Raw genomic sequence first — 23,880 nt, 5'->3', positions numbered from 1 at the left:
ACCTCCCTTCTCGGCTAAGCAACAATGATCGTGCCGCAGTACTCGCACTCTTTTTCCTCTTGGGGTGAAATCACAGTCCTTGCACCGCAGCCGGAACATTCCACAGATTTCGATCCAATATCCTGTTGAGTCTCAGCCGGTTTTACTGACTCTCTATGCAATGCAGGGATCATCAGCACACCATTCTCAATCTTTCCATGAGGAAGCATCCGCTCCTTGATCATAAAGTTCAAATCCCGGATCACATGGGCCTGGGTTTGATTTGCTACAATCGCAATATGATCGATGTAGATCAGGCGCCGCTGCAAGACGGCCTCTGTATAAATACTCAATAGCTTTCGAAATCTCTTGTCTGCTAGCTCAGCCGCAACAAGCAGCAGCATGGCAGGGACTAATAGGCACAAAGCCATCGCTAAATTGTCGTTTAAGAACTCCTCGCTGGTTTCACTCGCCAGTAAAAAGATCACAGAGGTCATAATGTACGAACCGAAGAATACCCACCCCATCAGCCTTGCGTTTCTTCCCCTGAAACTGTGATGTTGTTGCGTGGGTAAAATACGAAACCCCGCGATGATCAAAGCTAATGGAAAAAACACATACGTCAGACCGATAATAAAATAATCGAATTTTGTAAATCGCGATTTAAACGGCTTCACTGGAACGCTCATACCAAGATCTCCTCAATTTTGTTCTTCATCGGACGCATGAATAAGATTAAGCCACAATCACCGTACCGCAATACTCACATTCTTTTTTCTCCAGATGCGTTACGACCGACCTCGCCCCGCAGCCCGGGCATTCCACAGACTTCGGTGCTGGATCGGGCGTCGCTTCGTTCCGGGTTAATGGCGCTGGTTCAGCCGCAACTTCGCCCAGTGAATACTGCATTCTCTGTCCACTGCGCGAAACAAATTCCCCTTGGAATGGGGATTGGGTTCTCCTCTGCAAGGACGGGATGACGACGACTCCATTGTCGAGCTTTCCGTTAGGCAGCATACGCCGTTCAAACATGAACGTGATATCCCGAACGGCATGTGCCGGCGTTTGTCTTGCCTCACGAGCGATATGTTCAATCTGGACGAGCCCTCTTTTCATAATGGCATTCGAATAAAATTGCAGCAAACTGTTGAATTTCTTGTCTTCCTTTTTGGCAATCAACAGCATGATGATAGCTGGAACCAGTATAATAACGCCCCACACGATGGAAGCCGAATAGAGGCCATCGACATCTTTATCATCAATAGTCGCCAGAATCATAAGCAGTTCAAAGATTCCATAGGTGATGACCAAAACCCACCCGAAGAGACGGTTGTTTCGTCCCTTACAGTGATTATGGCGGTGGGTGACAAGCACCCGAACAGCTGCCAGCACAATGGCCAGCGGAAAAAACAGAACCGCCAGCGCAATAATGGAATAATCCACTGTCGTGAATTTCTGTTTAAAGCGCTTGAGATCAGAAGCTTCCATATTCTATCCCCTCTATCATCTGCATTAGGTTGATCCCGCTTTTGCTTTCAGAAGTTCGGTGTTGCGATCCTGTACCGTTCTAAGGATATCGCGGATGATGTGAACCGTTTGCTCTGCCAGCTCATCGCGTTGTTCCGCCCGTGTCTCCCCGATCAGCGCCACTTGGTCCTCCAACATCGCGATTTTTTGCTGGATCATATGCTCCACTTCATATAACGAGGTGTGTGTGATTGGATCGCTATACCGAAGCGTTTCCTCCAGTTCGGCCATCTGCCGGTCTAACGATTGAATGTTCTCTCCTGGCATCTCCCCTAGTTTCCTCCGGATTCCCCCGATCCAAGCCACCGTCTCTTTCTTAACCGAAAGATGGCCACTTTCCTTCCGTTCATGAGCTCCTGCATATTTTCCCGCCAAAGCTATCAGTCCCAAAACAACCGAAAACCCCAGGAAGGTTATCAGATGAATCATCAAATACGAAGATTCAGGCAGCTTAAATAAATATCCCAGCAGAATAACTTCCAGCAAGACGGAGATTGCATAGATTCCTATAATAACGCCTGAAGCAATATAAAAAGGAGCTCCTGTCGAAGCCGCTTTGCGCTGGTGCATGACAAAACCGATAAATACGAGAATGGCCGCCTCGGCGCATCCGAGGGCTATGCCCGATATCCAAGAATTCAGCTGAACGATCCCACCGATCAATCCGAACAGAAGGATGGTTACGACCGGAAGCGCTACGGCAGCCAGCCATAATCTGTTTCGACTTGTGGTCCTTGTGTTCACTCTATTCCCCCGCTTTCACTTCACATCAATTTATGACCGCACTCCATGCAAAACTTCTGGCCCGGTTTGATCTCATGATGACACCCAGGACATGTAAGTTCATGGCTCGACCCGCAGTGCGGGAAAAACTTGGCTTCCGCATCCACCAATTCACCACATGCCCGGCAAGGCATAGGCAGCGGTGCACCGCACTCCGGACATTCAACAGCACCAGCCGGGTGGTCATGGCCACACTTAGGGCATGCATGGTAAGGGTCTCCGCAGTGAAGACAAAACTTGGCATTCGGAGGTAGAGGCTGCCCGCAATCGTTGCACCGGACGGTTCTCGCCAGCTCTTGCTCGGCTTGCGCTTGAAGCGACTGGCCGCATCCCGAACAGAATCGGGCTTCTTCCCCGTTCCGTGTTCCGCACTTGGTACATGCCTTCTGGTTGATTGGCATATCATCCTTCTCTAGTGCCTTTGAACTCTCAAACATATGCCGGGCGGTCTCGTACATCGGGCCGACCATCCCAAGTCCCATGCCCAGCCCGGTCCCCATGACCGCTGCCGGACTGCCGGGATTCTTCGCTGCCCCCTCAAGCGTATTAAAGGTTCTTTCCTGATGGTAGGTATACCCGATGATGTCCATTTCCGCTTTTTTTGCCAACGCTTCTTTGATTCGAATCGCAGCGGGGTCATTCTCCGGTATGTTGATGGAATCTACATAGAAATTCAACAGAGTGATCCCTATCTCTTCAAATGAAGGCGCAATCGCTTCCATGATATGCTTCGATATTTCCGCTATGTAAGCATTGATCTCCACAACGCTAATTTTTTTGCGAACGATATAGGAGGATATGATTTCCGTAATATTGGACATCAGTACGCCGCGATAATATTTAATCAGGGTGCTCTGGTCAAAAGTTTGCAGCGTACCGACCATGGTCCCCAGAAACTTTCGCGGATCGCTGATCTGTACGCCGAATTGGCCAAAGGCCCGGACCGATACGATAATATTGTATTTCGGATCTTGCAGCTGGATCGGCGAGTTGGTTCCCCATTTCACGTCCAGTGAACGAAGTTTGTTCACAAACCAGACTTCTGCCGTAAAGGGAGACTTCCCACCGAACGGAAGATTGATCACATTGGATAAAATCGGTATATTCGCTGTACTCAGCGTATGCCGCCCCGCCGAGAAGGAGTCCAGGGCCTGACCGCCCTTGTACAGGATTGCCTCCTGTGTCTCATGAACAATGAGCTGGGTCCAAGTCCCTAACTCCTGATTCGGATAACGCCATGCAAACACATCCGGCGGCCCTTCGTATTTTACAACTTCAATAATAGCCATAGTTCTACTCTCCTTTTTACGCCGTTCCTTCCATCCCGATGGTCTATGGAAAAGGACTATTGTACTACTATTGTATACGATTTACCCGATATGTGGATGCAAAATTTGGAAAGCTAAATGGAAAAAGGCATAGCGGAACATTTTCACAGCAGATACCATAAATCACTGCGCATGTTTACGTGTTATCGATTCACGCAGATACAACTTCATTCATAAAAAAAATACCGCCAAGCCTGCTGTTACACAGACCTTGCGGTATTTTTCTTCAAAACGTATTTGTCATGCATTAATAGTAGCTGCTGCCTTCAACAAATTCGAATTCGAAATCGCCAATCCGTACAATGGTGCCTTCTGTCGCGCCCCGTTTCCGGAGCTCTTCATCAACGCCCATATGACGCATCGTTCTTGCAAGTTTCAGAATGGCATCATGTGAATTCATCTGCATCCGTTTCAGCATCCGCTCAATTCGTTCGCTATGCACCACATACATCTCATTATCCCTAGTGACGGTGAAGGAGTTGTCGTTTTGCGCTTTGAATTTATACACCTTACGCTCGGAAACCTCGGATACTTCTTCAATCGCCGGCTCATCCGGAATGCTTTCGAGTACATCGATCGTGCGATAAAGAAGTTCCTGAATACCCTGTCGAGTCAGCGAGGAAATCGGCATGACCTCGATGTCCGGACGGATCTCCTTCACCTTCTCTTTGAAGGCTGCCAAATACTCTTCCGCCTCCGGCATATCCATTTTATTAGCGGCTACGATTTGCGGCCGATCGACCAGAACCGGGTTGTAAAGCCTAATTTCATCATTGATTTTTTCCCAGTCCTCAAACGGATCCCTTCCTTCCGTGCCTGCCATATCCACAACATGGATAATGACGCGTGTTCTTTCCACGTGCCGGAGGAATTCGTGACCAAGTCCCACGCCTTCATGAGCACCCTCAATCAGACCAGGCAAGTCAGCCATTACGAAATTGCGACCGTCTCCAACCTCAACCATTCCCAAATTCGGTGTTATGGTTGTAAAGTGGTATGCGCCGATCTTCGGCTGAGCCGCAGATACAACGGATAACAAGGTGGATTTGCCTACGCTAGGGAACCCGACGAGACCCACATCAGCCATCACTTTAAGTTCCAGGGTTACGTAACGCTCTTCGCCTTCCTCACCGTTCTCGGCAAGTTCAGGCGCCGGATTGTTCGGCGTAGCAAAGCGGATATTTCCACGCCCTCCACGGCCTCCTCTGGCAACAACAACCTGTTGACCGTGCCGGGTCAAATCGCCAATCACCTCACCGGTATCATCATCCATTAAGATGGTACCCGGTGGGATACGGACAATCATGCTATCCGCATTGGCGCCATGCTGACTTTTATTGCGGCCTTTTTCTCCGCGCTTGGCCTTGAAATGCTTCTGGTAACGGAAATCCATCAACGTGCGCAGTCCTTCGTCCACCCGGAAAATCACGTCGCCGCCCTTACCGCCGTCACCGCCGGCAGGTCCGCCTTCAGGAACGTATTTCTCTCGACGGAACGCAATGAGACCATCTCCGCCGTCTCCGCCTTTTACATATACTTTTGCCTTATCTACAAACATGAAATCACCTTCCTCAAGTCACAAACGGCAAATACAAACGATACGAGGTCTCCCCCGGCTCCGTCTGCTCCACCCGAATGCCTTCGCCTTTTACGGATTGTTCAATCTGAAGCTTCAAGCTGTCCGGGTCTCCAAAGGATCCTTCTCCTTGTGCCCATACCATCAGCTCTTGTTCTTTCTGCATAAATGTTAATGTTAATTGCCGGGTATCTCCCCAGGACGCTTTTCCGCTCAATTGAAAGGCTCTCACCGTTTGAATGATTGCTTCGGTAAAAGACTCCGCCGTTTGTGGCGATACTTTGTCTTCCAGTTGTACCTGGTCCACAACTTCAACGTCGAGCTGCAGATTGTTGCTGTACGTACGGTATGAATGTAAATAAAAAACCAGCGAAGGAATGCCTAACTTAGAGATTCTGCTCTCCGTCGCCATCCTGTCCTTTATTCTTTCCACAGAACCCACTGTTTTATCAAGCTTTCCAAGTTGAATGTAGCCGTACAAAATTTGAAGCTCATTCATCCAATCATGACGATGGTGATTCAGCATCTGAATCGCCGTCTGCTCCATGTTCCGAATGATGGCTTGCTGTCTGCGCTCGTCCGATTTTCGGACAAGCCATGCACCGCAGGCAGACGCAGCGACAGCCCAAACCGTCAACACTGCTCCTGCAGCCAAAGTCGGTTTCCATACCATCCATGCTACGGGTATTACGGAGGTTAACCCCGCCCCAGCTGCTATCCATTTCCAGGATTTCATCGCTTCTCCTCGTCTTTCAACAGCAATTGGTTACATTCACCAAATCCCAGTATATCATAGACCTTCAGGACGGTTCATCCCCTGGATGATGATCTTTGCGCAATTTACAAAAAAAGAAGCCCCGGCAACGATGCCGAAAGGCTTCTTCTGTATGCAGCATAAGAAACGATTAAGCTTCTACTGCAGCCGCTACTGGAGCGACATCAACCGGGTAGACGCTCACTTTCTTGCGATCACGACCCCAACGTTCAAATTTCACAACGCCGTCAACTTTCGCAAACAAAGTATCATCTTTACCGATACCTACGTTCGTGCCTGGATGAATTTTCGTTCCGCGTTGGCGAACCAAGATGCTGCCGCCAGTCACTGCTTGACCGTCTGCACGTTTCACACCAAGACGTTTCGATTCGCTATCGCGACCGTTCTTTGTGGAACCTACACCTTTTTTCGATGCGAATAACTGAAGATCCAATTTCAACATGTTGTCTACCTCCTTCTTCAAGTAGTCAATTCTTGTATTCTTATATACTTGCCGTATGAATCGGCAATTCCCTGTAACATAACAACCATGGATTCGAGAAGCAGTTGAACTTGTCCCGAAACGGAATCGTCTGCCGTCGGCGGAAGATTCGCGCTAAGAAAGCCGCCCTTCATCCGGGTCTCCATAACAGTTCCGGTTAACACTTCAATGGAATTGACCGTTCCCACTGTAATGCTGGAAACTCCAGCACATACAATATCTTCTCCAGGATTGGCATATCCCGCGTGCCCCGTTACCTTGAAGCTATGGATCCGTCCATCTCCCCCGCGCAGTACTTGTACAGTAATCAATTACCGCACCTACTTACGCTTGGATTTTCTCGATGGTTACTTTAGTGTAAGGTTGACGATGACCTTGCTTCTTGTGGTAGTTCTTCTTCGGCTTGTATTTGTATACAACGACCTTACGGCCTTTACCGTGCTTCTCTACCTTTGCAGTTACAGTCGCACCGGAAACAACCGGCGTACCTGCTACCAAACCGTCCTCTTTGGATACGGCCAGTACACGGTCGAAAGTCACGCTCTCGCCGTCACCTGCAGTCAGCTTCTCGATGAACAATACGTCGCCCTCTTGAACTTTGTATTGTTTACCACCTGTTTCGATAATAGCGTACATTTGCTTGCACCTCCCTATGTCTCAGACTCGCCTAGTTTAAGGTGTCCGTCCTAAGTAGAAACGTCCTTGCTAACCCAACCGGAGCGGTTACAGCATGTGCAGCAATTCATACTAGACACATACCCAATGATAATATCATATCCCATGTTCACCGTCAACATCATTGTTCGATAATCACGCCTCTGCCCCCACAAGCTCCGCAGGGCTTGGCAAATGGGAGCGAAGAGCTTTCTCTGGCTTTTTTGCGGGTCATTTCCAGCAGTCCCAGCTTGGTCCAACCCACCACAAAACTCTTGGTGCGGTCCTTGCGCATCACAGCCTCCATGGCTGAAACAACCTGCTCCCGATGCTCTTCACGATCCATATCGATAAAATCAACGATGATAATGCCTCCGATATCCCAGAGCCGCAGGATTCTTGCAATCTGCTGCGCCGCCATAAGATTTGTCTTCAGTACCGTTTCCTCGAAATTATCGCCACCGATATATTTGGCTGTATTCACATCCATGATGGTCATGGCCTCCGTCTGATCTACAACGATGGTCACACCCTCGGGAAGCGTGATTTTCCTTGCAAAGCCGGCTCTCATCTGCTCGTCCAGCCCGTAAGCTTGAAAAATCGGACTTCCTTCCGAGTAATATGTAACCTTAGGCTCTATCCCAGGAACGGTTTCCTTCAAATAGCTCTTGGTTTCCTCGCCTTTAAGCTTGCTGTCGATCACAAGTTCGTCATGAAGCGGATCAAAAGCATCGCGGAGAAAACGCTGCAGCATACCTAAATCACGATGAAGAAGCGTCGGAGCAGGAGAAGATTCGCCCTTGTCGAGAATTCGCGCCCACTCTTTTCGCAGATATTCAAGATCTCCCTTAAGGAATTCTAGAGGCTCGTCCTCCGATACCGTGCGGATAATGATCCCCTCTTCGTCTGTGCGGAGCTGATCGCCGATACTCTTCAGCCTTGCTCTTTCCGCATCACGTCCAATTTTCTTGGAGACGGCAACATAATCCGCAGTAGGCATGTACACCATGCATCTACCGGGAAGCGAGAAATGGGTAGTGACCCGCGCCCCCTTGCCACCTCTCGGTTCCTTCATCACCTGCACAATCAATTCCTGGCCTACTGTTAGCAGCTCCGATATTGACGGCTTCTGCTTGGGCTGCTTCTCTAAATGAGGATGGAGCACATCATCAATATATAGAAATGCATTCTTCTTCAGCCCGATATCTACAAAAGCCGCCTGCATCCCCGGCAGCACATTAACGACCCTGCCCTTATAAAAACTACCGACTACACTTTCCTCACGACTCCGCTCAACGGCGAATTCTGCTAACCTCCCATCTTCGATGAGGGCCATCTGAATGGTCTCATGTTCACAATGAACTATCATTTGCCTCATGGCTTCACCCCTCAAATGGAAGACGATATTCTATTTTTTTATCCTAACACAATCTCAGATGATATGAATGGATAAAGAATCATGGCCCGCCCTGCGTCTTCCTCATGGTGTTTACGATTTACGCATACCAGGGCGGACCATTTGATGCAAAATAAGAAGAGATCACATGCTGCTCCGGAACGACGGCAAGCAGGCTGCCTCGTCCGCTCATGACATAAATCAGATGATACTTCTCTCGTTTAAATAGACGCATGATATCATCCAAAGGTTTCGAAGAATCTGCAACGATTGGCTGGGCAGGACCGAGTCCATCCAAATTCCGTTCATAAATCTCGCTCCGATTAACCAAAAATCGTAAGAACCGGTAATGCACATTCCGATAGTCTTCAAAATTGGAATACGCTAAAAAGAGACCGATCATCAGCACATTTAAACGGATACCGCCGCCTGCGAATAATGGCTGCAAGCCATATCCTATCATGATCAAGCTGCACAAAATGCCAGCGCGGGAAGCCCACAGCAAGGTTGCATGATATGGGGCGAGCAGGCTCATGAGAGCCTGCAGCACTTTGCCGCCGTCCAGCGGCAGTATCGGGAGAAGGTTAAACAGCGCAATGATGAGATTCCCCTGAATGATATAAGATAACAGCTGCTCATCTCCCCACCCCGCCCATCTGCACACCAGGGTAATTCCAATCATGATGACATTTTGCAGCGGACCCGCAAGCGCAATTATTATCTCCTTCATCGCGGTCATCCTGCCGTCATCTTCAATGACAGCAACGCCGCCGAACGGCAGCATCTGAATGGCTCGTACCTTGAACCCCATCGCTGCCGCTGCGGCGGCGTGTCCCAATTCATGAATAAACACGATAATAAACAGGGTCAGCAATTCTAAAAAGCGACCGGTGAATACAGAGGCCAGCATGACAATAACAAAGAGAGGATGCAGCGACAATACCGTTCCCTTAAACTTAATCAAACGGAATCACTTCCGCCGGATCGACACCACGATTCCCCTCTTTCAGTTCGAAATAAAGGGCGGGCGGGCTGCCTGTGCCTGAAGACGCCAACGTGCCGATAATATCTCCACCTTGGACCCAATCGTTTACCTTAAGTCCCGTTTCTGCCAGCCTGCTGTATATCGCCGTTCTCTGTCCTGTATGCTGTATGAGAATGGTGATCCCATTCTCAGGATGTTCTTTGACCTCAAGCACGCGTCCGGTCTCTATACTTTTAACCGCTCGGTCTGCTAAAGAACCCCCTCCGGCTTCCAAAACGATGCCTTTAAGATCCACGGCAAAGGATTGGACCACCTTTCCGGAAAGCGGAGAAACTAAAGAAGTCCCGGCATTGACCTTCGTCGAGTGCTCATCAGTTTGTCCAAAAATCGGAATAAAGGAAGGCGCGCTTCCAAAGTGCTCCTCGTACCATACCTGGGCTGCCTGGAAATCCATCTCATGGCTCAGTCCCTCAACAATAAAAGCTTGCGTACGAAGAGCCCACGGCTGCTGAAACGAAAATACCCCCCATGCCAATCCAAACACCAGCGCGCTGACGATTATGCGGCGTGCCAAGCCCGACAAGAATGAAGCTTTTCTTGGCGGTTCTCCTGGATCACCGGGATCCAGCGTACCATGCCAACCACGGTGCCCTTGCTTCCAAAGCCGCTCAGGATCAGGTTCACTCTCTGCGAAACGCGGGGAAGGGTTCGCTCTGTGATCCTGCATAAAGCCTGTCTTGTCAAGATTAAGATTGGCAGGTTTTCTCTCGGAAACGGGCGTCCATGACGACTTATCATGCGGCGCCGGCGACTGTTCCCCTTCCAGCAGCTCGCGAATGCGGGCTTCTCTTCGGTTCTTGACTGAAGTTTTGATGTCCATTGTTCTTTCCCCCTTGGGGCTTGTTTTCTTACTCTATCCTATGAGGAGATGAAAGATATTTAGAACAAGCCCTGTTGAAGAGGCTAGCAGAATGTATGCAGATCAAAACAGCGTTGATGAAGCAAACAAAAAAACCGATGCCTTCCGGCACCGGTTCGTGTTAAAAGCCCTTAACCCATTCCAAAAAACTTTTTGAATTTGGTGAACATTCCTTTTTTCTGATGAATTTGCATCAGAGGAACGGTGTCACCCAGGATACGCCGGGCGATGTTTCTATAGGCGATGGCTGCCTGGGAGTCCGGATTCATCACCGTAGGCTCCCCGATGTTGGCCGCTTTAATGACCATTTCATCATCCGGCACGATACCGATCAGATCAATATTCAGCACCTGCAGCACATCTTCAATCTCCAGCATGTCGCCAGATTTCACCATGTTCGGGCGAATCCGGTTCACCACAAGCTTCGGAGACTCGACATGCGAGCTCTCCAGCAGGCCGATAATCCGATCCGCGTCCCGCACGGCCGCATTCTCGGGTGTTGTAACCACAATCGCTTTATCTGCACCGGCAATGGCATTCTTAAATCCTTGCTCGATTCCAGCCGGACAATCGATAATGACGTATTCGAATTCCTTTTTCAATTCAAGTACGATATCTTTCACCTGCTCCGGAGAAACGGCATTCTTGTCTTTGGTCTGGGCTGCAGGAAGCATATACAGCTCATCAAAGCGCTTATCCTTGATTAGCGCCTGGTTAAGTCGGCATCGCCCTTCTGCAACGTCGCACAAATCGTATATGATCCGGTTTTCCAGGCCCATCACGACATCCAAATTACGAAGACCGATGTCCGTATCAACCAGACACACTTTTTTACCGAGCAGTGCCAAAGCTGTGCCGATGTTCGCCGATGTCGTCGTTTTACCGACTCCGCCTTTACCTGAAGTTACGACGATTGCCTCTCCCATGTTCTACACCCCTTTAAACACATTAAAATCCCGACCCAAACGTGAGATGTTGCTGATCTTATCGATCTCCATGCTTCCGTCCTTCAAATACGCAAACTCCATGACCGTTTCCCGCGTCTCCCATTCATCCGGCGGTCTGCTGATCATCTGGGAGATACGGAGCTGAGTAGGAGCAAAATACGAAGCCGCTATAATCGCTTCCTCGTTGCCCTCTACACCGGCGTGAGCGGTTCCACGCAGAGCTCCCAATATGTAAATATCACCGGTACACGTTATGGTCCCGCCGGGATTCACATCGCCGAGGAACAAGAGATCACCGTCATGATGCAGCACCTGTCCGGAACGCACCATTCCCGTCTTAAGCTTAAGCTTCTCCTCTGGAATGAGCTCGGACTCAAGCGGCGGCGACTCCACATTACGTATTAGCAGGTTGCCCTTTTGCTTCAATATGTCAAGAATCGTCTGCTTCTCTTCTTCGGAAATTTTCCGGGAACCCAGCTTCACATCCACATGAATGATAGGTCCGGTCAAAATATTCTGATGACTGTGCTCCAGCTTATAGCGCAGCTCGCCGAGCAGCTCCTCCAGCTCACACTGGTCATCAAGCAGGAATACCAGGCCATCTTTGATGCCCTTAATCGTTACATGATTGGATTTTACAGCCATAAGCCTGTCCCTCCCATCCCTATACATTTCGCGCTCAAACCTTCAAGTTCCTGCTAGTCTAGTAAAATGTCATAATGGAGGGTTCAGGATGCCTTCCTTCTCTGATTCTTCGTAACCAACTCAATCTGCTTGCGAAGAGGAACGTAAATCGCCAGAGCAAAGGCAAAATGAACAAGGAGATTGGGTAGCATATGATGAAGCAGTGACCAATTATAAGAAGTCGGATTGAGTCGAAACACCTTATATATGCCAAAAAGCGTACTGTCAAACAACAAGCTCCCCAGAATGACAACGGTCATCATCACGGGCAGCGGCGCCCGCGGGGACTTGAAGACAAGTCCCACCAGATACACGGATACGCCCATAGCAAATGAATAAGTGCCAATCATCTCGCCGTAATACACGATATCGTGAAGCATGCCGAATAGGAGTCCGAGCACCAGCCCCGTATGGCGATGATAATAAATCGATACAAAAAACAAACAGACCAATACAAAATTAGGATAAATCTGAAGCTGCAGCGAGCTTGGCGTTAACCAGAAAACCACCGTGCCCTGCAGGATAAACAGCACGAACAGCAACAGGACCAGAATCTGTTTACGTGCCATCTTATTCCGGCTCCTCAGGCGTAAAGACGATGATCAGATACTTCCAATCATCAAACTTGGCCGCTGGTTCGATCGTAGCCGTTCTGCTCTGGCCATATTGGCTTACCTGAACACTTTTCACCTTACCAATGATCAAGCCTTGTGGTATAACGCCACCGGCACCGGATGAAATGATTTTATCGCCTTTCTTGATCGGATCATCTTCCGTAATCCGCGTCATGAGCAGCGTGTTGGTCTTCTCATCATAGCTCTCAACCACGCCAAACGTTTTATCCTCTTTCCCGATGGCCGTTACCGAAATCGGCTGCGGATTCGGATCCTGGGCGTCCATCGTTGTCAACAGCTTCACCGTTGAGGTGAAATTGCTTACGCTGCTAATGATGCCGACCATGCCGTCCACTGTCGTGACCGACATATTGGGGCGAACCCCATCGCGCTCGCCCAGATCGACGACAAGTGTCCGGTTATTCGGATCCGAGTTGACGCTAAGCACCTGGGCAGTACGATACTCATATTTGTCACGATTTTTCTGGTTCTCTGTAAAATTAAGTTGATCCGTCAGCGCTTCGAAATTAGCTTTCATGTTATTGTAATTCGCACTCTCCCGAGAATATTGGGCTACGGCTCTACGCAGCTCCTCGTTCTCTTCATAGATCTCCTTCATGTTCCGTACATCTTCAAAGAAACCCGCTATATAGGCAGCGGGCTTATAAAACACACTTTGCACAAAACCGACCGTATCTTTGACAAATTTTTCAGGCCAAGATAAAGAAGCTCTCGGGCCGAGCGTAAACCCCATAATAGCGATAAACGCTACCAGCCCGATGAGCATAATAAACAAACGCTTATTACCTAGCAGCTTAAACAGTTGCAACACCCTCTAACTTACTGTTTTCTCTCCCAACATTAGGGGTTTACACTTATCTTCAGATGTCTACCGTCTGGAACGGACGGCAGAGCTGCTCCGGGATTTAAACAAATGAATGTTCTCGAGCGCTTTACCTGTGCCAATGGCTACGCAATCCAGCGGATTCTCTGCAACGATCACCGGCATGCCGGTCTCTTCGGCGAGCAGCTTGTCCAGGTTGCGAAGCAATGCGCCGCCTCCCGTAAGCACGATGCCCCGGTCCATAATATCCGCAGCAAGCTCCGGAGGACATTTCTCAAGCGTAACCTTAACAGCTTCAACAATCGCATTAATGGTATCTGCCAACGCTTCGCTAATCTCATCCGAAGTAATGGTAATCGTCTTCGGCAGACCCGTCACCAAGTCACGGCCGCGAATTTCCATCGTTTCCACGGTCTCCAGCGGCATGGCAGAACCGACTTCCATCTTGAGCAGCTCGGATGTGCGCTCACCAATCATCAAGTTATATTGGCGTTTGATATAGGAAATAATAGACTCATCCATCTCATCGCCTGCAACGCGTACAGAGCGGCTGGTTACGATACCGCCAAGGGAAATGACCGCCACCTCGGTCGTACCTCCACCGATATCAACGACCATGCTGCCTGTTGGTTCCCACACAGGCAAATCTGCACCGATTGCAGCTGCAAAAGGTTCTTCGATCGTGTAAGCTTCACGTGCACCCGCTTGCTTGGTCGCATCTTCAACCGCACGCTGCTCGACCGCCGTAATGCCGGAAGGTACACATACCATCACGTTCGGATGACGCGGGAATATGGAGCGCTGCTTCTGCGCTTGACGAATAAAGTATTTAATCATCGTAGCTGTTGTATCAAAATCAGCGATGACGCCGTCTTTCATCGGACGAATCGCACGAATATTGCCTGGTGTGCGTCCAATCATTTTCTTAGCCGATTCTCCGACGGCTTCAATGCTCTTCGTATCTGTACGCAGAGCAACCACGGAAGGCTCTCTTACGACAATCCCTTTCCCACGAACATAAACCAGCGTATTTGCCGTCCCCAAATCGATTCCCAAATCTTTCGTAAAACCACCTAACATGATGTATCTCCCTTTCTTCGTCAATCTGAACTATTATATTACATCAAGCCCCGTTCCTTCAAACTTACAAACGATCCGTCCCCAATGATCAGATGATCCAGCACGTCGATCCCGACAATCTGTCCTGCCTCTACTAAGCGGGCAGTCAGCGATATGTCTTCCGGGCTGGGCGTCGGATCTCCGCTAGGATGGTTATGCGCGCACACCAGGGATGCACTGCTGCATTTGATGGCCGCTCTGAACACCTCGCGGGGATGAACGATGGAAGCATTAAGGCTTCCCATCGATAACGTTTCCTGGGCAATGACATGATTTTTCGTATTTAAAAATACACAGACAAAATGCTCTTTCTGTAAATAGCGCATCTGTTCACTGAGCAGTTCTGCCGCGTCATGCGGACTGCGAATAATAACTGGCTCTACATGTCTCGATGCGGCTAAGCGCCGTCCAAGCTCTATGCCAGCCTTCAGCTGAACAGCCTTAGCGGTTCCAATTCCTTTGATTTGCGTAATTTCCTCAATGCTAAGATCAACAAGCTGCCGGATGCCGCCTGCTTCACCCAGCAGCCGCTGGGCTATATGTACGGCAGATTCCTGGCGGGTTCCGGTCCGAAGCAATATCGCCAGCAATTCTGCATGGCTTAAAGCGCTCGCCCCATATTGCATCATGCGCTCTCTAGGTCGTTCATCATGGGGGATGTCGCGCAGCAATAGCGTTGGCGACTCCATATATTCCCCTCTTTTCTAAGATTTAAATCAGCAGGTCACCGAAACTTCAGGACTCCCCTACATTTCGCATGCCGTTGTTCTATATCTATGAATCGGTGAGTACATCCATCCCCATTTCAGACAGCATGTCCGACAGCAGAGAAAGCGGCAGGCCGACAACGTTAAAATAGTCGCCTTCGATTCCTTCCACGATGGTTGCACCCAAGCCCTGAATCGCATACGAGCCTGCTTTGTCAGCAGGTTCCCCGCTCTTTACATAAGCCGCGATCGCATCATCACTTAACGATTTCATCTTTACGGTTGTCACACGGTGGGCAACCTTTGTACGACCAGATTCCCGGTCAACACAAGCCACGCCCGTGTACACGAGGTGAGCCCGTCCTTGAAGCATGGACAACATCCTTGCCGCGTCAGCATGATCCTCCGGTTTCCCGAGAACATGATCATCGACAACTACAATCGTGTCGCTTCCCACAATGATACCATCTCCCGGATCATCCGTCAGCTTTCGGAGAACCGCTTCCGCTTTACGTAGTGCCAGTGACTCCACAATTCGCTCTGGCGACCACCCTTGCGGGGTGTTCTCATCAGCTTCACTAGGCATAATCTCGAATGGGATACGAAGGGAGGCAATCAATTCCTGACGCCGAGGAGAGGTTGAGGCCAATATGATACGGCGGTTTCTCTTCTCATTCAAGGGGGATAATCTCCTTTGTCATGTCTTAGAGCCTGCGGTATAACCAAAGCGCTGCTATAATGCCAAGCAGACTGAGCAGGCAAAAGTTAAGTTCAAGGTTAATATCATAACGAATAATGTCAAAATCAGCGCGAGGCGACCACTTAATCGGTGTAGTAGACGTTAAAAACGACAAAGCTTTGACAGGCTGAAGCGCCTTAGCAAGCCATGTTCCCGTTAGCCACCCCAGCAGCAAAAACAAGATGAGCATTCCTTTGTTTTTCTTCATGCATCCTCTTCCCTCGCCATATTTTGACACCCTAATTATTATACGGTGAATCGATAAGCAATACAAACAGAAATCCGGCAGGGGGAACTATTTCCAGTTCCAAGCCGGATTTGACGTAAATTTGAATTTATAGGCCATCCAGGAGTTTCTTTTGGCCCATGACATAGTTCATCATGCCCGTTTGAATCTCCCACAAATGCCCCTTGGATTGATTTTTGTTATATTCGGAGAGCGCAGTGATTGAACTGTTCATAGATTGCTCCATCGCCGGCAGCACTGCCCCGGTCTCCGGACCCAAGCCGGCAGCCAGCAACTTCAACGATTGGGTCCACTGCTGGTGCAAATTTGTGATCGCAGTCATATTCTCCGACGCCACCGCGACCGCCTCCTGCTTCCCCAGCAGCGATGCCGATAGCGTACTCAACTCCGATACCAGCTGCCCGCTTATCGTAAAATAATCCGTCAGCGTCTGCTCCTCGCCCGCAAAGACAGCTGACTCTATATTAGGGAGCGCGATTTCTCTTACGTATAATTCGACGCCTTCGGCCTTAAGCTGATTGCTGAGCAGCTTGGCCTGCTCGCGGTCTGGTGAAATGCCCGCGTACACTCGGTTCTCCTCATCCGAATCTCCGCCGGCGGCAATACCGGACTGCAGCAGCTCCCCCTTCGCTTGCTCAGCCCGTTCCGGCGTGCTGAACACACCATACTGAAGCATATAAAAGATTTGACCTGGAATGTGAACAGACGATTCAGTTAAATCAGGTGCGAGGGATGCACCCGTTCCACCAGAGATATCAGCCGATGCTTGATTAACTGCATCATTTGTTTCAAGCTGTCCCGATGTTGGATCCTCACCTGCATTACCGCCGTTAAACATAGACAGCACCATGTACCCAAACAGCAAACCCGTAACAACAGCGGCTGTCACGGACAAAGCCATTTTCCAGAAGGAGGTAGGTTTGCGTGAGCGATAATAACTGTAGTCATCAGCAGATGACTCATATAGATCCGCCTCGGGCCCGAGATTCCAGTTGGAGTCGTTCGCTTCGGGGTCCACTCTTCCGGGATACACGTCATCATGAAGATCATAGAGTTCCTCACGCTCATGCCTATCGTCATATGTATCGGTATGTTCAGGTCCGTCACCGAACGACCCGCCGTCGATATGATCCAGACGCCGTCTTTCCTCAGCTAATCGGCCCCTGGACCGGTTATGACGCGAGGTTCTCCACTCTTGACCGTTCACATTCGGGGTCTCCCCCTCCTCCCGGAGAGGCGGAACGATGCGCAGATGATCATACTGCATACTTCCCCTAGGTTCGAACGAAGTGCCCGCATCGGTAAACCGATCTGCCGCCGTTGTGTCAAACTCGTCGAATATGAGATGGCGGTCATCAACTTGGTCATTGCGTCTTGCTGGAACTTTTTGATACGGATCCCGTTCCTCACGCATATGATCCTTATGACTGTCCTTCGGCGGATCGTGATCAAAACGAATCGTCATCCGTGCTTTATTCATATCCACACACCTCACTTGTCCTTCTACACCTAGCTATATGATCAAGCTTGGCAACTTATGAGTGTGCGAAAAACAAAACAAACAGGCTGATCAAGAAAGCCTCTTGATCAGCCTGTTATACTTATCGATTCCGCTCGCTTTGCCTCCATTTGGAGACAAAAGCCCATGCAATCCCCTACTGCAGCGAAGCGGCAAAGCAAGCGCGCAATCCATTTACTTCTTGCCTTTAATAGACTCTGCTAAAGCAGCGCCGACCTTCCAAATATCGCCCGCACCCATCGTCAGAACCAGATCGCCTTCTTTTACGCGACCTTTGAGATCGCTCAGGACATCTTCTTTGGTAGGCAAATAGCGGGCACCGGCATTGCTGTTCTGGACAATCAGCTCCACCAGCTTACCGGAACTGATACCCTCGATTTGCTTCTCGCCGGCAGGAGAATAAATATCGGTGATGATCACCTCATCGGCTTCTCCGAACGCGCGGCTAAACGCATCCAGAAGGAAAAAGGTCCTCGAATACCGCTGCGGCTGGAATACGGCAATAATCCGTTTGCCCGTAGCTTTAGCAGCACTGATCGTAGCCTCGATCTCCGTCGGATGATGCGCATAGTCGTCAATCACCAGAATGCCTTCTGCTTCACCCAGCACCTGGAAGCGGCGCTTAGCGCCGTTGAACTTAACAATGGCCTCTACAATCGCTTCAAACGAAATGCCGCCTTTCAAGCAGCATATCACCGTAGCCATTGCGTTGTAGACATTGTGTTTACCCGGTACGGATAGTTCCACGGTGCCTAGCTCCATTCCGTTATGAAGCATCGTGAAGCTGACGTGACGGTCGCCGAGCACCAGATTCGTTGCAGTATACTCCGCATCCGCATGAATGCCGTAGGTAGTCACATTGCATTTGAGGTCAGGCAAAATAGCCTGAATGTTGTTATCGTCCGCGCAAACCACGGCCGTCCCGTCTGCCTTAATCTGGCTGAGGAATTGTACATAAGCTGCCTTGAGACGATTGAAATCCCCTTCGTAATTCTCCAGGTGATCGGCCTCAATATTCAGAACAACGCCGAGCCAAGGGTGATACTGAAGGAATGAACCGTCGCTCTCGTCGGCTTCGGCCACCACGTGCTCGCCTTCACCGGCTTTGGCATTCGTGCCAACGTTCATGATTTCCCCGCCGATGATAAATGTCGGATCGACTCCGCATTCTTCCATCACGAGTGCGATCATGGATGAAGTGGTTGTCTTACCATGCGCACCCGCTACGGCGACCCCTTTGCGTTCGTTCAAAAGACGCGCCAGCATCTGTGCACGGTGAAGGACAGGAATGTTCAGCTTCTCTGCTTCGACCCGCTCCACGTTGTCTTTGGACAAAGCCGTCGAGTAAACCACAAGGTCCGCGCCCTGGACTTGCTCGGCGGTATGTCCAATGTATATTTTGGCGCCCTTGGCCGCCAGCTTTTCTGTCAATTCTTGCGATGCCACGTCAGAACCCGTGACTTTATAACCCATCTCCAGCATAACTCTTGCAATGGCGCTCATCCCGTATCCGCCAATTCCTATAAAATGAACATGTTCCAATGTATTCAACAGATATCACCAACCTTTTTCAGAATCGGAAAGGCCCAGGAGGTTGGAACGCACGTCGGCAATCAGGTACAACGTGCCCGACACCACCCCAAGATCCTCCGCTTCCGTCCGTGACTTCAACTCTTCAAGTGCGTTTTTCCAATTTGGTTCTATGATGATTTGCAGTGTATGTTTGGCGTATTTCTCCCTTACCTGCTCTACGATGTCACCAAGCGCCTTGGCGTCCAGTTTCTTCCGGAAATCCGGTTCAGTCAGGATAAGCGTATCCACTATTGGAAGTATATGCTGTAAATACGATTCATGATGCTTATTTGCCAGCATTCCCATCATTAAGTTCAGTTTCCGATACTTGTAGATCTGCTGCAAGCTTTTGGCCAAGGTTTCAGCCCCTTCGGGGTTGTGCGCACCATCGAGAACAACACGCGGGGAGGACTGTACTTGTTCCAGTCTTCCCGCCCAGAAAGTATCCTTAAACCCTGTACGTAATTCTTCTTCATCCACGATAAAAGCCATGTACTGGCGAAGCACTTCCAGCGTCATCATAGCAAGCGCAGCATTGGCGCATTGGTGCTCGCCTTGCATCGAGATGTCCAGATCCATGTCCCGGAACGGGCCCTTAAAGCGGAAAGTCTGGCTTTCTTCATCCCCGCGCAGTCGCTCATAGGAGAATTGTTCATCTACGAGATACAGACTTGTACGGTTTTTTTCTACCGCTTGTTTCAGAATTTCGACAGCCTCAGGTTGAGTTACCGTACTCACCACAGGGACTCCAGGCTTGATAATACCAGCCTTCTCCGTGGCGATCTCCTGAATGGTATCACCCAGAACGTCGGTATGGTCCATTCCGATATTCGTGATCACCGAAATGATGGGATGTACGATATTGGTCACGTCCAGGCGACCGCCAAGTCCCGTCTCCCATACCACTACATCCGGATAAGATACCTCGGCATAATACAGGATCGCAAGGGCGGTGGACACCTCAAACATCGTGGGCGATCCAAGCCCGGAGCTCGCTACTTCGGCTACAAGCGGTTCTAAGCGATTTGCGAGCGCCAGCAGCGTTTCTTCCGGTATGTCCTCGCCGTTATACTGAAACCGATTGGTAAACTTCGTAATATAGGGAGAAGTGTAGGTGCCAACCGTGAATCCCCCTTGAAGCAAAACCTTTGTTAAAAAAGCGCATGTGGATCCTTTTCCATTCGTTCCGGCCACGTGAATAAATTTCAACCGCCGTTCCGGATGGTCGAGCAGCTCCATCAATCGCTGAATTCTATCCATGCCAGGGCGGATTCCAAACGGAATCAGCCCATTGATCCAAGCTACCGCTTCCTCATAGGTATGGAACGGAGCTACAGCTGCTGCTGCCGAATGATCAACCATCGTTCTCACCTTCTGGTCCAAGTTCATCTTGCCCTCAGCCTCTCAATTCTTCGATGCGTGCGATCACTTTACTGCGTTTGTCCGAGTAATCCACAAGCTTCGCCCGTTCTTCTTCAATCACCTTTTCCGGTGCTTTCGATACGAAACCAGGATTGTTCAGCTTCTTCTCCACACGCTCGACTTCGCTGTTCAAGTGTTGAATTTCCTTCTCCAGACGCGTGATTTCCTGAGCGATATCGATCAACCCGGCAAGCGGCAGATACATTTCAACACCTGTAACCACAGCGGTCATCGCCTTATCCGGCGCCTCAAGCGCAAGGGAAGACTGATACTCCGACGTGTTGCAGAAACGGCAAATATAATCCGCATTGCGTTCGATAATGCTGGCTATTTGCTCGCTTACCGGCTTCAATTGCAGTTCCACTTTTTTGCTCATCGGTACGTTTACTTCCGCCCGGATGTTACGTACAGCGCGGATGACATCCATCAGCAGGTTCATTTCGGTAACAGCTTCCGTATTCTCAAACGCCTCATCATAGGTCGGCCATGAAGCCAACATCACCGTCTCGCCTTCATGCGGCAAATGCTGCCAGATCTCTTCGGAGATGAACGGCATGAACGGGTGGATCAAACGCATCGTGCGGTCAAGCACATAGGCAAGCACCGACTGCGTCTTTTTCTTGGCCGCTTGATCCTCGCCATACAGGGACAGCTTGGCAAACTCGATATACCAGTCACACAGATCATCCCAGATGAAATTGTAGAGCAGTCGACCGGTTTCGCCAAATTCGTAGGCATCAATTAGACGCGTAATGTCGCGGGAAGTTTCGTTCAGACGATGCAAAATCCACTTGTCGGCCGTTCCCAGCTCGCCGGAAATGTCGATATCCGCGGCCGTGAAGCCCTCCAGGTTCATAAGCGCAAAGCGCGACGCATTCCAGATCTTGTTCGCGAAGTTACGCGCTTGTTCCACGCGTTCCCAGCGGAAACGAAGATCCTGACCTGGCGTACTGCCGGTCGATATCATATAACGCATGGCATCTGCGCCATACTGTTCAATAACCTCAAGCGGGTCGATACCGTTGCCGAGCGACTTGGACATCTTGCGGCCTTCGCTATCCCGGACCAGACCATGGATCAGCGTATCTTTGAACGGCATTTGATCCGTAAATTCAAGCCCTTGGAAAATCATCCGCGACACCCAGAACGGAATAATATCATAACCCGTTACGAGAACGCTTGTCGGATAATAACGTTTGAAATCCTCGCTGTCCAGATTCGGCCAGCCCATGGTTGAGAACGGCCACAATGCGGAGCTGAACCAGGTATCCAGGACATCCTCATCCTGTCTCAGATCGTCCTTGCCAAGCTTCGCGCGCGCTTCCTCTTCATTCATGGCAACAACCACTTCGCCCGTGGATTCGGAATACCAGGCCGGAATCCGGTGGCCCCACCACAATTGACGGGAAATGCACCAATCGCGAACATTCTCCATCCAATGCAGGTAGGTTCGCTCGAACCGGTCAGGCACGAAGTTTACGCCCTTACCGGATTTTTGCGCAGCAACGGCTGCTTCCGCAAGCGGCTGCATCTTAACGAACCACTGCGTCGACAGATAAGGCTCAACCACCGCACCGGATCTTTCGCTATGGCCAACCTGATGGACATGATCTTCGATGCGGAGCAATACGCCCGATTCCTTCATGTCGTTTACGATCTGCTTGCGGCATTCGCTCCGGTCAAGACCTTGGTACTTGCCGGCAAACTCATTCATCGTCCCCGATTCATCCATCACGATAATTTGCGGCAGGTCATGTCTCTGACCCATTTCGAAGTCATTCGGATCATGCGCCGGCGTAATTTTAACCGCTCCGCTGCCGAAGTCCTTCTCAACGTACTCATCGGCAATAACCGGAATCTCGCGGCCAACAATCGGCAGGACCAATGTTTTGCCGATCATGTCTTTATAGCGTTCATCTTCCGGATGAACGGCTACCGCCGTATCGCCAAGCATGGTCTCCGGACGGGTGGTTGCTACGGTAATGGAGCCGCTGCCGTCTTTCAGCGGGTATTGCAAGTGATACAAATGGCCGTTGACCTCTTTGTACTCCACTTCAATATCGGACAAAGCCGTGCGGGCAGCCGGGTCCCAGTTGATGATGCGTTTTCCGCGATATATGAGCCCTTTATCATAGAGCTTAACGAATACTTCCCGAACCGCTTCCGACAACCCCTCGTCGAGCGTGAAACGTTCTCTGGAGTAATCGAGGGACAGGCCGATCTTGGACCATTGGTCACGGATCGTATTCGCATATAGATCCTTCCATTCCCACACTTTCTCGAGGAATTTTTCACGTCCCAGATCGTATCGGGTAACGCCTTCTTCGCGAAGCTTCTGCTCAACCTTGGTTTGCGTGGCGATGCCCGCATGGTCAGAGCCCGGCAGCCACAGCGCATCATAACCCTGCATCCGCTTTACGCGAATCAAGATATCCTGCAGCGTAAAGTCAAGGGCATGGCCGATATGAAGCATTCCCGTAACGTTTGGTGGAGGAATAACAATCGTGTACGGCTCCGCGTCCGGTCGTTTGCCAGCTTCAAAGAAGCCGCCTTCATTCCAGTACGGATACCATTTTTGTTCAGCTGCCTTCGGATCATACGTCGTCGGCATTTCTAACTGGGATTGGTTTTGTTTTTGATCCATATTTTCGTACCTCCGATGCTGTTAATCAGTTTTGCCAACCCGAAATGTTTTAGCCTCCGGGCGTGGCCGTAAATAGCAATGTTTAGCATGAAACAAAAAAAGCCCTTCGTCCTCAAAGGACGAAAGACTGTTCTCTCGCGGTACCACCTTTGTTTCGTGCTTATAATAATTCATCAACCGTGTCCTCCCATGAAGAACATGAAAGGCTTACGATTAAGCACGACACTTTACGCAGATAACGGCTGCGGCCGGCGAACTCTAACCAGGGTAGTAATCGATCCCTACTCTATCTCAAGTCCGCAACTCCGGGGTGACTTCGGCAAGCTGGTTCCTGCGGAATCTCACAGCGCTTGATAGCAATTCCGCTCTCTGAAGGCCATACCTTCCTACTCTTCCCGTTCAACGTTGTTCTAGCATAT

General features: G+C 50.0%; 24 protein-coding genes and 1 other annotated feature. All 24 genes read right to left on the bottom strand.

Going from position 1 to position 23,880, the window contains the following annotated elements:
• Window positions 1-14: 14 nt before the first annotated feature.
• Window positions 15-668, bottom strand: a complete 654-nt coding sequence (locus tag ABEW73_RS16590) for a hypothetical protein (protein WP_430169655.1) — start codon at window positions 666-668, stop codon at window positions 15-17.
• A gap of 46 nt (window positions 669-714) precedes the next feature.
• The gene (locus ABEW73_RS16585; RefSeq protein ID WP_430169657.1) at window positions 715-1,467 is read right to left on the bottom strand and encodes a hypothetical protein; all 753 of its coding nucleotides are present in this window, start codon (window positions 1,465-1,467) and stop codon (window positions 715-717) included.
• Between the two features lie 24 nt (window positions 1,468-1,491).
• On the bottom strand, window positions 1,492-2,250 hold the full coding sequence (locus tag ABEW73_RS16580) for a hypothetical protein (RefSeq protein ID WP_430169659.1): 759 nt from the start codon (window positions 2,248-2,250) through the stop codon (window positions 1,492-1,494).
• Between the two features lie 20 nt (window positions 2,251-2,270).
• Entirely contained in the window at window positions 2,271-3,578 is a 1,308-nt protein-coding gene (locus ABEW73_RS16575; RefSeq protein ID WP_430169661.1) for an SPFH domain-containing protein, read from the bottom strand.
• Between the two features lie 286 nt (window positions 3,579-3,864).
• On the bottom strand, window positions 3,865-5,175 hold the full coding sequence (obgE, locus tag ABEW73_RS16570; protein ID WP_076323137.1) for a GTPase ObgE: 1,311 nt from the start codon (window positions 5,173-5,175) through the stop codon (window positions 3,865-3,867).
• Window positions 5,176-5,188: 13 nt separating this feature from the next.
• Complete coding sequence (locus ABEW73_RS16565) at window positions 5,189-5,929, bottom strand: Spo0B domain-containing protein (protein ID WP_430169663.1); 741 nt, start codon at window positions 5,927-5,929, stop codon at window positions 5,189-5,191.
• 169 nt (window positions 5,930-6,098) lie between these two features.
• A complete protein-coding gene (rpmA, locus tag ABEW73_RS16560) occupies window positions 6,099-6,410 on the bottom strand; it encodes a 50S ribosomal protein L27 (protein WP_015734021.1) in 312 nt (103 codons plus the stop codon).
• 17 nt (window positions 6,411-6,427) lie between these two features.
• The gene (locus tag ABEW73_RS16555; RefSeq protein ID WP_098742552.1) at window positions 6,428-6,760 is read right to left on the bottom strand and encodes a ribosomal-processing cysteine protease Prp; all 333 of its coding nucleotides are present in this window, start codon (window positions 6,758-6,760) and stop codon (window positions 6,428-6,430) included.
• A 13-nt stretch (window positions 6,761-6,773) separates the two neighbouring features.
• Window positions 6,774-7,085, bottom strand: coding sequence for a 50S ribosomal protein L21 (rplU, locus tag ABEW73_RS16550; RefSeq protein ID WP_006208810.1), 312 nt, complete (start codon window positions 7,083-7,085; stop codon window positions 6,774-6,776).
• A gap of 160 nt (window positions 7,086-7,245) precedes the next feature.
• A complete protein-coding gene (locus ABEW73_RS16545; RefSeq protein ID WP_430169665.1) occupies window positions 7,246-8,481 on the bottom strand; it encodes an Rne/Rng family ribonuclease in 1,236 nt (411 codons plus the stop codon).
• A 118-nt stretch (window positions 8,482-8,599) separates the two neighbouring features.
• Window positions 8,600-9,463: a M50 family metallopeptidase gene (locus ABEW73_RS16540; RefSeq protein WP_430169666.1), complete on the bottom strand. Its 864-nt coding sequence runs from the start codon at window positions 9,461-9,463 to the stop codon at window positions 8,600-8,602.
• The gene (locus ABEW73_RS16535; protein WP_430169667.1) at window positions 9,456-10,364 is read right to left on the bottom strand and encodes a peptidoglycan DD-metalloendopeptidase family protein; all 909 of its coding nucleotides are present in this window, start codon (window positions 10,362-10,364) and stop codon (window positions 9,456-9,458) included. The genes ABEW73_RS16540 and ABEW73_RS16535 overlap by 8 nt, the downstream gene beginning before the upstream one ends.
• 170 nt (window positions 10,365-10,534) lie before the next feature.
• Window positions 10,535-11,329, bottom strand: coding sequence for a septum site-determining protein MinD (gene minD, locus ABEW73_RS16530; RefSeq protein WP_009594006.1), 795 nt, complete (start codon window positions 11,327-11,329; stop codon window positions 10,535-10,537).
• 3 nt (window positions 11,330-11,332) lie between these two features.
• The gene (minC, locus tag ABEW73_RS16525) at window positions 11,333-11,995 is read right to left on the bottom strand and encodes a septum site-determining protein MinC (protein WP_430169669.1); all 663 of its coding nucleotides are present in this window, start codon (window positions 11,993-11,995) and stop codon (window positions 11,333-11,335) included.
• An 83-nt stretch (window positions 11,996-12,078) separates the two neighbouring features.
• Entirely contained in the window at window positions 12,079-12,603 is a 525-nt protein-coding gene (gene mreD / locus ABEW73_RS16520) for a rod shape-determining protein MreD (protein WP_430169671.1), read from the bottom strand.
• A 1-nt stretch (window position 12,604) separates the two neighbouring features.
• Entirely contained in the window at window positions 12,605-13,480 is an 876-nt protein-coding gene (gene mreC / locus ABEW73_RS16515; protein ID WP_430169673.1) for a rod shape-determining protein MreC, read from the bottom strand.
• Window positions 13,481-13,537: 57 nt separating this feature from the next.
• Window positions 13,538-14,572: a rod shape-determining protein gene (locus tag ABEW73_RS16510; RefSeq protein WP_430169674.1), complete on the bottom strand. Its 1,035-nt coding sequence runs from the start codon at window positions 14,570-14,572 to the stop codon at window positions 13,538-13,540.
• A 38-nt stretch (window positions 14,573-14,610) separates the two neighbouring features.
• The gene (radC, locus tag ABEW73_RS16505) at window positions 14,611-15,300 is read right to left on the bottom strand and encodes a RadC family protein (RefSeq protein WP_009593994.1); all 690 of its coding nucleotides are present in this window, start codon (window positions 15,298-15,300) and stop codon (window positions 14,611-14,613) included.
• Window positions 15,301-15,385: 85 nt separating this feature from the next.
• Entirely contained in the window at window positions 15,386-15,997 is a 612-nt protein-coding gene (locus ABEW73_RS16500; protein WP_430169676.1) for a Maf family protein, read from the bottom strand.
• Between the two features lie 25 nt (window positions 15,998-16,022).
• Window positions 16,023-16,265 carry a DUF4321 domain-containing protein gene (locus ABEW73_RS16495; RefSeq protein WP_076323127.1) on the bottom strand — a complete coding sequence of 81 codons (243 nt, stop codon included), beginning with the start codon at window positions 16,263-16,265 and terminating at the stop codon, window positions 16,023-16,025.
• Window positions 16,266-16,392: 127 nt separating this feature from the next.
• A complete protein-coding gene (locus ABEW73_RS16490) occupies window positions 16,393-17,784 on the bottom strand; it encodes an SPOR domain-containing protein (RefSeq protein ID WP_430169678.1) in 1,392 nt (463 codons plus the stop codon).
• 213 nt (window positions 17,785-17,997) lie between these two features.
• Window positions 17,998-19,374: a UDP-N-acetylmuramate--L-alanine ligase gene (gene murC, locus ABEW73_RS16485; RefSeq protein WP_430169680.1), complete on the bottom strand. Its 1,377-nt coding sequence runs from the start codon at window positions 19,372-19,374 to the stop codon at window positions 17,998-18,000.
• A gap of 6 nt (window positions 19,375-19,380) precedes the next feature.
• Entirely contained in the window at window positions 19,381-20,757 is a 1,377-nt protein-coding gene (locus ABEW73_RS16480; protein WP_430170016.1) for a bifunctional folylpolyglutamate synthase/dihydrofolate synthase, read from the bottom strand.
• Window positions 20,758-20,791: 34 nt separating this feature from the next.
• Window positions 20,792-23,461: a valine--tRNA ligase gene (locus ABEW73_RS16475; protein WP_430169681.1), complete on the bottom strand. Its 2,670-nt coding sequence runs from the start codon at window positions 23,459-23,461 to the stop codon at window positions 20,792-20,794.
• Window positions 23,462-23,573: 112 nt separating this feature from the next.
• Window positions 23,574-23,873, bottom strand: a binding site (T-box leader).
• Between the last annotated feature and the right edge of the window lie 7 nt (window positions 23,874-23,880).

It is taken from the genome of Paenibacillus lautus (genome assembly GCF_050482385.1).
GTDB lineage: Bacteria > Bacillota > Bacilli > Paenibacillales > Paenibacillaceae > Paenibacillus_AQ > Paenibacillus_AQ lautus_B.
The sequence above is the reverse complement of the archived record's forward strand: the minus strand, read 5'-3'. Positions and strand labels throughout refer to the sequence as shown.